General features: G+C 30.2%; 16 protein-coding genes. All 16 read left to right on the forward strand.

The features are described 5' to 3' along the window. Window positions 1-4: 4 nt before the first annotated feature. From U881_RS0108260 to fliE, 16 genes are read left to right on the forward strand one after another with little or no spacing between them, the layout of a single operon-like run. Window positions 5-835: a hypothetical protein gene (locus U881_RS0108260; protein WP_051374064.1), complete on the forward strand. Its 831-nt coding sequence runs from the start codon at window positions 5-7 to the stop codon at window positions 833-835. Continuing rightward, window positions 828-1,721: a 16S rRNA (cytosine(1402)-N(4))-methyltransferase RsmH gene (rsmH, locus tag U881_RS0108265; protein ID WP_024653958.1), complete on the forward strand. Its 894-nt coding sequence runs from the start codon at window positions 828-830 to the stop codon at window positions 1,719-1,721. The genes U881_RS0108260 and rsmH overlap by 8 nt, the downstream gene beginning before the upstream one ends. Then, window positions 1,714-1,992 (forward strand): hypothetical protein, encoded by a 279-nt coding sequence (locus U881_RS0108270; RefSeq protein ID WP_024653959.1) that lies wholly within the window; start codon window positions 1,714-1,716, stop codon window positions 1,990-1,992. Before rsmH ends, U881_RS0108270 begins: the two co-directional genes overlap by 8 nt. A 22-nt stretch (window positions 1,993-2,014) precedes the next feature. After that, window positions 2,015-3,406 carry a UDP-N-acetylmuramoyl-tripeptide--D-alanyl-D-alanine ligase gene (gene murF / locus U881_RS0108275; protein WP_024653960.1) on the forward strand — a complete coding sequence of 464 codons (1,392 nt, stop codon included), beginning with the start codon at window positions 2,015-2,017 and terminating at the stop codon, window positions 3,404-3,406. Window positions 3,407-3,420: 14 nt separating this feature from the next. Beyond that, complete coding sequence (mraY, locus tag U881_RS0108280; protein WP_024653961.1) at window positions 3,421-4,476, forward strand: phospho-N-acetylmuramoyl-pentapeptide-transferase; 1,056 nt, start codon at window positions 3,421-3,423, stop codon at window positions 4,474-4,476. 18 nt (window positions 4,477-4,494) lie between these two features. After that, entirely contained in the window at window positions 4,495-5,589 is a 1,095-nt protein-coding gene (gene ftsW / locus U881_RS0108285; RefSeq protein WP_038364135.1) for a putative lipid II flippase FtsW, read from the forward strand. A 30-nt stretch (window positions 5,590-5,619) separates the two neighbouring features. Beyond that, a complete protein-coding gene (locus tag U881_RS0108290) occupies window positions 5,620-6,363 on the forward strand; it encodes a cell division protein FtsQ/DivIB (RefSeq protein WP_024653963.1) in 744 nt (247 codons plus the stop codon). After that, complete coding sequence (ftsA, locus tag U881_RS0108295; protein ID WP_024653964.1) at window positions 6,363-7,604, forward strand: cell division protein FtsA; 1,242 nt, start codon at window positions 6,363-6,365, stop codon at window positions 7,602-7,604. Before U881_RS0108290 ends, ftsA begins: the two co-directional genes overlap by 1 nt. A 20-nt stretch (window positions 7,605-7,624) precedes the next feature. Then, on the forward strand, window positions 7,625-8,809 hold the full coding sequence (gene ftsZ, locus U881_RS0108300; protein ID WP_024653965.1) for a cell division protein FtsZ: 1,185 nt from the start codon (window positions 7,625-7,627) through the stop codon (window positions 8,807-8,809). Next, window positions 8,810-9,499: a hypothetical protein gene (locus U881_RS0108305; protein ID WP_024653966.1), complete on the forward strand. Its 690-nt coding sequence runs from the start codon at window positions 8,810-8,812 to the stop codon at window positions 9,497-9,499. 5 nt (window positions 9,500-9,504) lie between these two features. Next, on the forward strand, window positions 9,505-10,449 hold the full coding sequence (gene dprA, locus U881_RS0108310) for a DNA-processing protein DprA (protein WP_024653967.1): 945 nt from the start codon (window positions 9,505-9,507) through the stop codon (window positions 10,447-10,449). A gap of 9 nt (window positions 10,450-10,458) precedes the next feature. Beyond that, complete coding sequence (gene hslV / locus U881_RS0108315) at window positions 10,459-11,001, forward strand: ATP-dependent protease subunit HslV (RefSeq protein ID WP_024653968.1); 543 nt, start codon at window positions 10,459-10,461, stop codon at window positions 10,999-11,001. Continuing rightward, window positions 11,001-12,353, forward strand: a complete 1,353-nt coding sequence (hslU, locus tag U881_RS0108320) for an HslU--HslV peptidase ATPase subunit (protein ID WP_024653969.1) — start codon at window positions 11,001-11,003, stop codon at window positions 12,351-12,353. The genes hslV and hslU overlap by 1 nt, the downstream gene beginning before the upstream one ends. A 33-nt stretch (window positions 12,354-12,386) precedes the next feature. Then, window positions 12,387-12,794: a flagellar basal body rod protein FlgB gene (flgB, locus tag U881_RS0108325; protein WP_024653970.1), complete on the forward strand. Its 408-nt coding sequence runs from the start codon at window positions 12,387-12,389 to the stop codon at window positions 12,792-12,794. Window positions 12,795-12,820: 26 nt separating this feature from the next. Continuing rightward, window positions 12,821-13,279: a flagellar basal body rod protein FlgC gene (flgC, locus tag U881_RS0108330; protein WP_024653971.1), complete on the forward strand. Its 459-nt coding sequence runs from the start codon at window positions 12,821-12,823 to the stop codon at window positions 13,277-13,279. A gap of 15 nt (window positions 13,280-13,294) precedes the next feature. Beyond that, window positions 13,295-13,624, forward strand: coding sequence for a flagellar hook-basal body complex protein FliE (gene fliE, locus U881_RS0108335; RefSeq protein ID WP_024653972.1), 330 nt, complete (start codon window positions 13,295-13,297; stop codon window positions 13,622-13,624). The last annotated feature ends 1 nt before the right edge of the window (window position 13,625 follow it).

Genomic DNA, 13,625 nt, shown 5'->3' on the forward strand with positions numbered 1-13,625 from the left:
AATCATGAAGATTGTTTTTCTTTTTTTATTTGTTGTATCTAATTTGTATTCATTTCTCGAATTTGGGAAGGGTGAAAAATTTGATTTGATTAGTGATTTTGGAGAAATTAAAGATGATGCTTTAAATATTGGAATAAAATTGAGAGCTTTGGGTACTCATTTTTCTGTTTTTTCAAATAATTATAAAATCTTATACTATAAAAATAAGGTAAATGAATATGATAAGAGTGTTTTAATTCTTTTGGATAAAGACTTGGGTTTTAATTTGGAACTTTTTGGTGATTTTGTTTATAAGGACAATCAGGTTTTTCTGAATGATAATAAAGTTTTTGATGTGGTGGTAATTGATCAGCATATTGGTCAGATAATTAATCCTTTATTTGTTATAAAAAATAGAGACAATTTGAATATTGTGTCTTCTTTTGTTGTGTCTGAGCTTTTTTTGGAAGGTAAGGATAATATTATGTTTGCATTAAAGGAAGGTGTTGTAGATCTGGATTTGGAGCTTGGGGATTATACTCTTGTTTTAAATTTTTCAAAAAGGGAGGTTGGCAATTCAAAAGTTCTTAGTAATATTTATTATTTTGAAGTGTTTTTAAATAACAATAGTGTTTTTCGTGCTGATTTTCAAAGTATGTCTTTAAATGGTAATTCATACGTTATTTCTAGAAGTCAAAATTATAATTTAGATGTTTTCAATATAAAACGAGATAATGGAAGCATTAAGATAGATAATCTTGAATTTACTAGTGGTATCAATGAAATTAAGATCAAATATGGAAGTGTTTATAATGTTAATAATAGTTTAACTTACAGGTTTACACTTAATGGATAATGTTTGCCATATTCCTGTTCTTGTTGATGACATTATTGACCTTGTAGAGACTATATATGTAGATGATGGGTTTGTTTTTGTTGATTGTACTATTGGAGAAGGTGGTCATTCAAAGGCTGTGCTTGGTAAGTATCGTAATATTCATGTGGTTGGAATTGAAAGAGATTATATTATTTTAAATAAGGCAAAAGAATCACTTGTGGAATTTGATGGAAAAATTTCATATTTTAATGCTTGGTTTGATGATTTCTTTGGTCAATATCCTTTACATGGTAGAGTTAATTTTATTTTAGCTGATCTTGGTATTTCTATGTTTCATTACAAAATGAGTGGCAGAGGATTTTCTTTTTTGGAAGATGAAAAATTAGATATGAGACTTTGTCCTGTTGAGGGGGGTCTTAGTGCTTATGATATTGTTAATACTTTCGATAAAAAAAAACTTGAAGACTTGATTTATGAGTTGGGTGGCGAATATTATTCTAGAAGAATTGTTAGAGCTATATTAGAGTATAGGAAAGTTAATAAAATTCAGACCACAAAAGAACTTCAGAAAATAATTTGTAAAGCTTATCCTAATAGAAAATTTAAAATAAACCCAGCGACCAAAACTTTTCAAGCATTAAGAATTTGTGTAAATGATGAGCTTGTTCGCTTGAAGAAAAGTTTGCCATTATGGGTACAAAATTTGTCAAAGAATGGGATTTTGGCCATTATTACATTTCATTCTTTGGAAGATAAAATTGTAAAAGAATTTTTTAAAAGTTTAGACAAAGAACAGTATTGCACACTTACTAAAAAACCTATAACTGCAGGTTTTAAAGAGAAGCAATGCAATAATGCATCAAGGAGTGCTAAGCTTAGAGCCATAAAAAGACTGTATGAGTGATATTAAACGATTTGAGATTGGATTTTACTGTTTATTGATTCTAATGTTAACTATTATACTATGTTTAAATATCTATCTCAATTTTAGCTATGTTGTGAAGTTGCGTGAATTTGATGAATTAAGTAATGAACAAAATGATATTATTGATGAAAATCTTAGATTGTTGACCATAATATATGAACTTCAAAGTATTGAGAGAATAGAAGATCTTAGTCAAAATTATTTAGATTTAGAAAAAAAAGATAATAAAGATATCAATGTTATTAAATGACAATATCTGATGAGGGTACTTGGTGCATATAAAAATTAAAGATATTTTAGATTCTCTAGGGGATGTTAGATTTGTTGGGGATGTACGTAATGTGCAAAGAATTGTATCATTTTACTCACTTGACAGTCGTGAGATAAATTCAAAAAATAGTGGAGTTAGTCTTTATTTTGCTTATAAAGGTGATAGAGTAGATGGATTTTCTTTTGTTGAGTATTTAATTGCTATTGGTGTTAAATGTTTTGTATGTTCTAAAGATTGTGAACCTTTTTGTGTTAAGTACTTAAATAGAGATAATGATTTAATTTTTTTACTAACCAGTAATGTTGTGAGTTGTCTTCAAAATTTAGCAGCTCATTTTATTAAAAAAGCACGTTTTAAAAGAATAGCTATTACGGGTAGTAATGGAAAAACTACAACAAAAGAAATGCTTTGTAGCATATTGTCAGAGAGATATAAGACTTGTAAAACTTGGGGAAATTTAAATTCGGATATTGGACTGCCTTTAAGCATTTTAAGGACTAGGGGAGATGAGGAGTATGCTGTTTTTGAAGTGGGAATTAGTTATGTTGGGGAGATGGATATTCTTGCTGGAATATTAAATCCCGAGATTGTCATTGTAACAAATGTTAGTTATGCTCATATGCAAGCTTTTGAGGAGCTCGAAATTGTTGCTTGTGAAAAGAGTAAAATTATGACAGAAAATACTCGGATGTTAATTTTAAATGAAAGTTGTCCTTATCATGTGTATTTGAAAGAAGTGGCTCAATCTTTAAATCCAGATATTAATATTTTTTATTTTGAGTTTCATAATCTTAAGATTAGATCATTTTCGTTTGTGAATGATAAATTTTCTTATGATTTTACTTATAAAGGATGTGATTATTCCATTTTATTACCCGGTAAACATAATATTTTTAATGCAATATCTTGTGTGAAATTAGCTTTGCTTCTTGGACTTAGTGAAAATGAAATTCGTAATGGTTTATTGCATGCTGATTTTCCAAAGGGTAGGGCAGAGCTTATAAGGGTAAAAGATTATTTAATTTTAAATGATTCTTATAATGGTAATTTAAGTTCATTTATGGCTTTAAAAGAAATGATTTTAGATCTTGAAATTAGGGATAAAAAAATTATTGTTCTTGGGTCTTTTAAAGAACTTGGAAAATTTGCATATGAAGTTCATAAAACGGCTATTGAAGAAGTTATTTTGATGAATTTTGATAAAGTGTTTTTAATTGGTGAAGAATTTCAAGAAGTTAAGAGAATTGAAAATTTAACTTCAGATAATTTATTTTACTTTAATAATTTTGAAAGTTTTATTGATCGTTTTATGAAAGCTTTAGAAGCTGGGTGTTTTATTGCAATTAAAGGTTCAAGGTCCAATAGGCTTGAGAGAATTTTTGACTATCTTTGAATTATGGGGGTTTTATGTTTTGTCTTTTAGGGCTTAGATTGCTGAAATATATTACTTTTAGAGCCGCTTATGCTACTATTTTTGCATTTTTACTTGCTTTAATTTTTGGTCCATTTATTATCGCAAGACTTAAAAAATTAAAATTGGATCAAATTTTAAGAGAAGATGGGCCAAAACGTCATTTAAGTGAAAAAATTGGAATTCCTACTATGGGTGGTATTCTTATTTTTTTTTGTGTTTTAGTTTCTTTGTTTTTTTGGATTCATTTTTTAAATGTTTATTTTTTAATTGTACTCTTTGTTATGCTTAGTTTTGCATGTTTGGGATTTATGGATGATTTACTTAAAATAAAAAGAAAAAATTCGGATGGACTTAATCCTAGATTTAAGATTTATGGGCAAGTATTATTTTCTTGTATTTCAGTTGCTATTCTTTATTATTTTGGTGGAGAACATGTTAGTATAATTTATTTTCCGTTTTTTAAATCTCTCAAATTAGATTTGGGAATTTTGTATATTCCATTTGGAATGTTTGTTTTAATATCTGCGTCTAATTCTTTTAATTTGACAGATGGACTTGATGGACTTGCTATTGGACTTAGCATTGTTGTAACTGGTGCTTTGATGATAATTGCATATCTTACAAGTAGAGTTGATTTTGCATTGTATTTAAATATTCCAAATATTAAGGGTTGTGAAGAACTTGTAATATTTCTTGGGGCGTTGCTTGGAGGTAGTTTTGGATTTTTGTGGTTTAATGCATATCCTGCTAAAATAATGATGGGTGATACTGGCAGTCTGTCAATAGGTGCAGTGCTTGGAATGGTAGCTTTGGTTTTAAAGAGTGAAATTATTTTTGCAATTCTTGCAGGAGTTTTTGTTTTAGAGACTTTGTCTGTAATTATTCAAGTTGTGGTTTATAAGAAAACTAAAAAAAGGGTATTTAAAATGGCACCACTTCATCATCATTTTGAGGAACTTGGGTGGTCTGAGATGCAAGTTGTTATTAGATTTTGGATAATAGGTTTAATATTTGCTATACTTGCTTTGAGTACTATTAAGATTAGATAAAAATCTAGATTAAGAGTTATGTTTGTAGAGAAAACTTCTCTTAGAAAATGTTATTTTATTGTTTTATTTTCACTTATTGCTTATGGTCTTGTTGTATTTTATACGTCTTCATTTTTTTTAAGTTTAGAACTTACGGGAGATCCCAATTTTTTATTTCTGATGCGTCTTAAATATCTTTTTTTAAGTGCTATTGTATTTTTTGTTTTTTTAAAGATTTCTTTAGATTTTTTAAAAGAAACGGTTTTTGTTATATTGCTTATAACTTTTGTATTGGTTTTGGCAACTTTTCTCTCTCCTAGTGTTTCTGGAGCACAAAGGTGGATATTTTTTAAGGGAATTAGTATTCAACCATCAGAGATTTTTAAGGTTTCTTTTACGATTTATCTTGCAAGTTATTTGAGTAAGTTTAAATTAAAATCAGATAATCATGTTTCTTATTGGATTAAGCCTATGTTGATTTTTGGTATTTTTTGGTTGCTTATAATTTTACAAAATGATTATTCAACAGCTATTTATTTTGCTATTCTTTTTTTTATTGTTTTATTTGTTGCTGGAATGCCATTAGGATATATTTTTGCTATTTTATTTACTTTTATTCCCATTTCCATGCTTTTTTTGTTATTTGAACCTTATAGAGTTGTACGAATTTTTGCATTTTTAAATCCTTATGATGATCCTTTGGGAAAGGGGTATCAAATAATAGCATCACTTAATGCTTTAAAGAGTGGTGGTCTTTTAGGTAAGGGTCTTGGAATGGGTGAAATCAAGCTTGGAAGGTTGCCAGAGGCCAATTCTGATTTTATTTTTTCTGTGCTTGGAGAAGAGTTGGGATTTTTTGGAATTTGTTTTGCTATTATATTATTTTTTTTGTTTTTTTGTTTTGGGTATTTTATTGCTATTTATGCTAAGACCAAGTTTAAATTTTTTATTGCATTTATTTCAAGTCTTACAATTTTTCTTCAAAGTATCATGAATATTTTAATTGCAATTGGTCTTTTGCCCCCCACAGGTATAAATTTGCCATTCTTTTCAGCAGGTGGTTCTTCTATTGTTGTTACTATGGCGCTTTCTGGGCTTATTGCAAATGTTTCAGGAGATATTGAGAGTAAATAGTGTTAGAGGTAACACTATAATCTTAAATTTATGATGATTTATAGAAAAATTTTGGTTGTTTATATTTACATAGTGATGTCTTTCATATTATTTGAGATTATTTTTATTATTTTTATTTCTCCTTATTTTTTAATTAGGTATATTAGTTTTAATGATGATATTCATATTTCTAAGGAAGATATATTAAATATTTCGGGAATTAAACCTAATACTTATTATTATAATGCCGATATTAGTGTTTACAGGAGTAATATTATGAAAGATTTAAGAGTAAAGAATGTTACAATAGAGCTTAGATTTCCTAATATGATTAGCATTAATATTGAAAAACGAGTTCCTATAGTTACTGCTTATGAGAATATTGATGGTGGTTTTATTTATTATTTTATTGCCTCAGATGGTATTATTTTAGAAAAATCTAAAAATTTAATTTATGATTTGCCTATAATTAGTGGACTGAATTTAGGTGGGAGTGAAGTTGGTGATTTTTTGGAAGATGGGATGTTAACTATTATAAAGAACCTTAATTATGTTAAAATAAATCAAAATACCTTGTATAATTTAATATCAGAAATTAATTTTTTAAAGTTGAATTTCTATGATTACAAGATTATTTTGTATATAAAAAGTATATATAATAAGATATTAATAACAATGGATATGGATTTAATAAGTGTGATGCATAAGGTATTCATGATATCTCATTTACTTAAGGATAGATTTGTTACTGTTGATTTGAGAAGTGGTGATATTATTTTGTTAGGAGAAGATTAGTGTCTAGGGATTTGATAGTCGGATTAGATGTTGGAACTTCAAAGATTTGTACTGTTGTAGCTGAGGTTAATTTGAATAATCAATTGGAAATAGTTGGTATAGGCACTAGTGTATCAAGAGGTGTGAGAAAAGGAGTTCTAATTAATATTGAAGCAGCTCTTGATTCAATATCAAATTCTATTGAGGCTGCTGAACTTATTTCTGGGTGTGATATTGCTACTCTTTCTGTTTCTATGTCAGGCAGTAGCATTGAGGGTACTAATTCTCGTGGAGTTGTGGCAATAAATTCAAAAACCAGAGAGATTGATAATGAGGATGTTGAACGTGTTATTGAGGCTGCTAAGGCAATTGTGATTCCAATGGATAGAGAGATTTTACATGTAATTCCTCAAGAGTTTATTGTTGATGGAATTCCTCATATCAAAAATCCAATAGATATGATGGGAATTCGCCTTGAAGGTGAAGTGCATATTATTACGGGATCTAGTTCTTCAAGTCAAAATTTAGTTAGATGTGTAAATCGAGCAGGGTTTTCTGTTGATGAGGTTGTGCTTGGAAGTTTGGCTTCATCTTATGCCACCTTGTCTAAAGAAGAGCGTGAGATGGGAGTTTTGTTTGTTGATATGGGCAAAGGTACAACCGATATAATTCTTTATATCGATGGTTCTCCTTATTATACAGGCGTGATTCCTATAGGTGCAAATAGAGTGACTCTTGATATTGCACAAGTTTGGAAGGTTCCTGAAGATGTTGCTGAGAATATTAAAATAACTGCTGGAGTTGCCCATATTGCTGCTCTTGAGAGTCAAATGGAGAGTGTTATTATTCCTAATCTTGGCACTAGACCACCTCAAGAAAAGAGTAGAAAAGAGTTGGCTATAATTATTAATTCAAGGCTAAGTGAAATCTTTGAAATTATAAAAGCCGAAATAGTAAAGAGAGGACTTTATAATAAGATTAATGGAGGAATTGTTTTAACTGGAGGGGGAGTTTTGTTTTCTGGCATTTCTAATTTAACAGAAGAGATATTTAAGTATCCATCAAGAATAGGATTTCCAATGAATATTAATGGAGTTGGGGAGGAATATATTGATCCTAAGTTTTCCTCGGCTCTTGGTCTTGTTCTTTATAAACATGAACAGCAAAAATTTAATAAATTAAAGAAAGGAAATAATAAATCTAAAAGACAAAGTAAAATATCTTCAAAATTGAAAGGTTGGTTTTTGAAGGAGTGGTTTTGATCAGTCATGGAGGCATTTAGATGAAAGATTATAATATTATTGATAGTCATTCAAAAAGGTTTGATTCTGCTACAAATCCTACAGTTCTTAAAGTAATTGGTGCGGGCGGTGGTGGTAGTAACGCTGTTAATCGTATGATTGAATATGGGGTAAGGGATGTTGAATTTATTGTAGCAAATACTGATCTTCAGGCCCTTCAGACTTCTATTGCTCCTATAAAGATTGCTCTTGGTGCTAAAGTTACAGCAGGTCTTGGAGCTGGTGGAAGACCTGAAATTGGACAGGCTGCAGCAGAAGAAGATATTGATGTTATTAAAAATCATTTAGCAGGTGCTGACATGGTATTTATTACTGCTGGAATGGGGGGAGGAACTGGAACGGGTGCTGCTCCTGTTATTGCGCAAGTTGCTAAGGAGCTTGGAATTTTGACAGTTGGAGTTGTTACTAAACCTTTTAAATTTGAAGGGCCTAAAAAGATGCGACTTGCTGAGCAAGGAATAAATAATTTAAGGAAATCTGTTGACACTTTGATCATTATTCCAAATCAAAAGCTTTTAACTGTTGTTGATAAGAGAACTACAATTAAGGATGCATTTAAGAGAGCTGATGATGTACTTAGAATGGGTGTACAGGGAATTGCGGGTCTTATTATTGAACATGGAGAAGTTAATATTGATTTTGCTGATGTTAAGAGTATTATGCAAGGGCAGGGTGATGCTTTGATGGGTATTGGTTATGGTAAGGGCGAGAATAGAGCAGTTGATGCTGCTACTTCTGCTATTAGCAATCCTTTACTTGAGGAAGTTAGAATAGAAGGATCTAAGGGTCTTCTTGTTAATATCACTGGAGGTGAAGATTTTTCATTGCTTGAACTTGAAGAAATTATGGGAATAATTACTGCTAGTGTTGATGATGAGGCTACTGTAATATATGGACATGCGATTAACTCAAATTTAGATGATGAAATTTATGTTACAGTCGTTGCTACTGGGTTTTCTGCTAAAAAACAAAAGGAGTTATCTGGGGTTGTTGAAAATAATACTTTAAGTTCAAAAGAATTTGATAGTTTGATGTCAGGTAGTCAGGATACTTATGGGGCTAATGATAACTTTATAGCGAAATCAAAGAATGCTAATTATTTTGAGGATGATATTGACGTTCCCACATTTCTTAGAAATTTAAATAAGAAAAATGGCGACAGTTGAATGAAAAAGTGTGTATCGGTATTTTTATTTCTATTGATTTCTTGTGGAGATGCAGCTAAAGAAAAATCAAATCTTGGACTTAGAATAAGAGAAATAGAATTATCCGGTGGTGGTTCAGCAGAAAAAATAGAAGTTTACAAAGAGTTTATTAATAGAGAAGAACACAATGTTTTAAAAATAATAAATTCTATTGACAAAAAGGCCAGATTTTTTAGTTTAATTGGGCTTGAACTGATTCGACTTGGTCAATATTTGCCTGCTATTGAGTATTTTAATAAAAATTTAGAGTATGGGCCCGATAATTATTTGTCTCATTTTTATATAGGAGTTTCTTCTTATAACTTGGCTAAAGGAATGCAAGCTAAGGAAAAGATAGATGAATATTTTACTCTTGCTGAAAATTCTTTTTTACAATCTATATCCATTAAAGATGATTTTAAAGAAGCAATTTTTGCTCTCTCTACCATGTATGTTTATGATCTTGATAAACAATTAGAGGCTAAAGGTTATTTAAATAAGCTTGAGTCTATGGGGGAGAATTATTTTGAATTTTTTATGTTAAGGGGTGCAAATTATTATTCTCTTGGTGATTTTAATAATGCTTTGTTGTTTTATAATAAGGCAAAAAGTGAAGCTTCAAGTCAAGAACAAAAGGATGGAGTTGCTAGAATAATAAATGATTTTAAATAGTTTTTATGTTTAAATTGCTTTATATTGATAATTTGAGGTTTTTAAAAAGTGAAGAAAAGCTAAAAATTTTTAAAAATTTTGATTTAAAAGAGCTTTGTAAGTTGAATTTAAAAGATATCGCTAATTATTTATCTAAAAATTTTAGAAAAATCCATAGGTTGCCAGATCTAAAATTAATAGAGTTGCAACAAAAGATTATTGACAGAGTAGGTGCAAAGATTGCGGTTCTTGGCTCTAAAGATTATCCTTTAAAATTAAAGAGAATTTACGATCCTCCATTTGCCATTTATTATAGAGGGAATCTTCCAGATTCTAATTCTGTATCTTGGGCTGTTGTTGGTTCAAGACAAATTAGTAGACTTTTGGCAGATAAAATTCAAGAATTATCATCCCATCTTGCTAAAAATCATGTAGAGGTAATATCTGGATTTGCAATAGGAGCTGATATTGCTGCTCATCTTGGTGCAATTAATGAGAAAAAAAGAACGTATGCGGTTATTGCTACAGATATTGATAATATTTATCCAAAACAAAATAGAAAATATGTTACTCGTCTTTTGGAAAATGGTGGGGGTATTCTTACTGAGACTTTGCCTTATGAGAAAATACAAAATTATTTTTTTGCAAAAAGAAATCGAATAGTGGCTGGTCTTTCAGATGTTGTTTTTATTACATGTGCACCAAAAAAGTCTGGAGCTTTAATTACTGCTGAGCTTGGACTTGATTTGGGTCTTGATGTTTATGTTTATAATATTAATTATTCTGGTGATGGTTCTAGGGATTTATATGATTCTGGAGCTTTAGAAATAAAATCAGTGCCAGATCTTTATAAGGTTTTAAATGTTGAGTATAATAAGCCTGCAATGAAGGATGACTTGAATAATTGTTGTATAGGTGAAGATATATCGAGTATGCTTATTAGTGAGTTATTAAATGAAATATCTAAATAGGGGGACATCATGGGTTTTAGAGGAACTACGGTTATTGCAATAAGAAGAGGAGGCAAGACTGTGGTGGCAGCAGATGGACAGGTGACTTTTGGATATACTGTTTTAAAATCTAATGCTGTAAAAATAAGAAAATTGCTTAATGGAAAAATTTTGGCAGGATTTGCGGGTTCAACTTCTGACGCTATTACTCTTTTTGAAAAATTTGAAGAAAAGGTTAAATCCAGAGAAGATGGAATTATTGATATTAAGAGAGCTGCTGTAGAACTTGCAAAAGATTGGAGATCTGATAAAATACTTCACAAACTTGAGGCGATGATGCTTGTTGCTGATTCTGATAATATTTTATTAATTTCAGGTACCGGAGATGTTGTTGAGCCTGAAGAAGATGTGATCTCGATTGGTAGTGGGGGAAATTATGCATATTCAGCAGCTCTTGCTTATATGGAAAATAAAAAATTAAGTGCTGCTGATATTGCTTCTAAGTCTTTAAAGGTAGCAGCAAGGGTTTGTATATATACAAATTCAAATATTGTTCTTGAGGAGATTGATTGATGAATAAAATTGAGGATCAAAGTATATTACCTAAGAAGATTGTTGCAGAATTAGATAAGTATATAATAGGACAGTCAGAAGCAAAAAAATTGGTTTCAATTGCTCTTGTTAATAGATATATAAGATCAAAGCTTCCTAAAGATATAAAAGACGATGTTATGCCTAAAAATATTATTATGGTTGGATCAACTGGAGTTGGAAAAACTGAGATTGCAAGAAGACTTTCAAAGTTTATTAAGGCTCCTTTTATTAAAGTTGAGGCTACAAAATATACTGAAGTAGGTTATGTGGGTCGTGATGTTGAATCTATGATTCGTGACTTGATGAGTATTGCAATTAATATGGTAAGAGAAGAGATGTATGCTTCTGTTAAAGAAGAGGCAAGTAAGCGTGCTGAGGAGAGAATCATAGACAAGCTTTTGAAAAATTCTGAAAATTCTGAGAATGATAATATCAGCGATGAAGAGAAGAGAGTTCGTGAGAAATTGAGAGATAAGTTTAGAAAGCAATTGAGAAAAGGGGAGCTTGATGAGAGTCTTATTGATGTTTATGTTTCAGGTAAAATGCCTGTGTCTACCATAGAAATATTCTCAGGTGGTAATTTGGAAGAGATTGATATGAGTATTGGAGGACTAATCAGTAATATATTTGATAGAAAGAAGAGAAGAGAGTTAAAGATTAAAAAGGCTAGAGAGATAATTATATCTGAAGAGCTTGAAAAATTGGTTGATTACGAGAATATTGTAGATATTGCCAAATCACGAGTTGAAAATATGGGTATTGTTTTTATTGATGAGATTGATAAGATAGTTACTAAAAATAGAACGGGAAATGATGTCTCTAGAGAAGGGGTTCAGAGAGATATTTTGCCAATTGTTGAGGGATCTAAGGTTAATACTAGATATGGAATAGTGGATACTTCTCATATTTTGTTCATTGCTGCTGGTGCATTTAATTTATCAAAACCATCTGATTTAATACCAGAACTTCAAGGTAGGTTTCCAATTAAGGTTGAACTTAAGAGTTTAAGCGTAGATGATTTTAAGAATATTTTAAAACATACTAAAAATTCTTTAATAAAACAGTATATTGCAATGTTTCAGGTTTATAATTTGACTTTAACATTTAGCGAAGAGGCAATTGATAGAATTGCTGAACTTACATTTAATATGAATTTTGAAGGAGAAAATCTTGGAGCACGAAGATTGCATGGAGTTATGGAAAAAATTCTTGCCGATCTTTTTTTTGATGCTCCTGGTAGTAAGTTGAAGAAAATAGAAATAAATTTGGACTATGTTAATGAAAAAATAAAAATTAACGAACAAAAAGACTTAAATTGTTATATAATATAGTAAAAAACAATTTGTAGTGTAGAGGGTATTAGTTTGGATATTTTTCAAAGATCAGTAGATTTAGCACATAGGTATTTGGATGTTTTGGGATTAAGACAAAGTGTAATAGCTGATAATATTGCAAATGTAGATACTCCAAATTTTAAAAGAAGTAAAGTTACTTTTGAGGCTGAGCTTGAGAGAGCAATTTTGAATGAAAAGACAAATCATTTGTCTTTAAAGAGAGGTAATGATAAACATTTAGATGGCTTGAAAGAATTAGGGTATTTGGATGTAAAACCCCAAAGGATGCTTGATTATTTCTCGACTTTAAATAACAATGGTAATAATGTCGATATTGATTCTGAGATGAAAAGTCTCGTTCAAAATCAAATGATGTATGGATTGTTTACAAATATTCAAGCTCATTATTTTAAAAGTGTCAATATTGTAATAAAATAAGTTGTAACCTCAAGGAATATTTATATATGGGATTATTTTCAAGTATTAATACTGCCTCAACAGGCTTAACGGCTCAAAGATTAAGACTCGATGTTATTGCAAATAATATTGCAAATGTAGAAACTACTAGAACTGCTGAGGGGGGAGCTTATAGACGAGAGAGAATAATTTTTTCTCCACGAGTTGTAAGTCCTTATTGGAAGGGATTTTTTGTGCCTGATTATCTTGATAATGGAGTTGGGCAGGGTGTAAGAGTTGCTGGTATTGAAAAAGACAAGTCTCCTTTAAAGTTACAATATGATCCAACTCATCCTGATGCAATAAAGTTTGGCGAATTAAAGGGATATGTTGAATTTCCTAATGTAAATGTAGTTGAAGAGATGGTGGATATGATTTCTGCTTCTCGTGCTTATGAAGCAAATTCTGCTGTAATTAATGGTAGTAAATCAATGTTTAGGAGTGCATTATCAATACTTCAAAATTAAGGAGGTTTGTGAAAAATGAGAGTAGATTCTTTTTTTACAGATAATAATGTTTATTTGATTCGTAAAAGTCCTTTGCATTTTGATAAAAGTTTTCCTGATTTTGATGTTAGGAGTGAAAAGCAAGCCAAAACTTTTAGAGATCTTTTCTTTAATTTAATATCTGATGTGAATAAGAGTCAGTTGGATGTGTATCAAATGTCACAGGAATCTATTTTACATCCAAATAGTGTTGATGTTCATGATGTTGTAATATCTATGGCTAAAGCTAATATGAATTTAAGTATCACAAAAGCTGTTGTTGAGAAAAGCATAAAGGCTTATCAAGATGTAATTAATATTCGTTAAG

The sequence above is a fragment of the Borrelia persica No12 genome (assembly GCF_000500045.1).
Lineage (GTDB): Bacteria > Spirochaetota > Spirochaetia > Borreliales > Borreliaceae > Borrelia > Borrelia persica.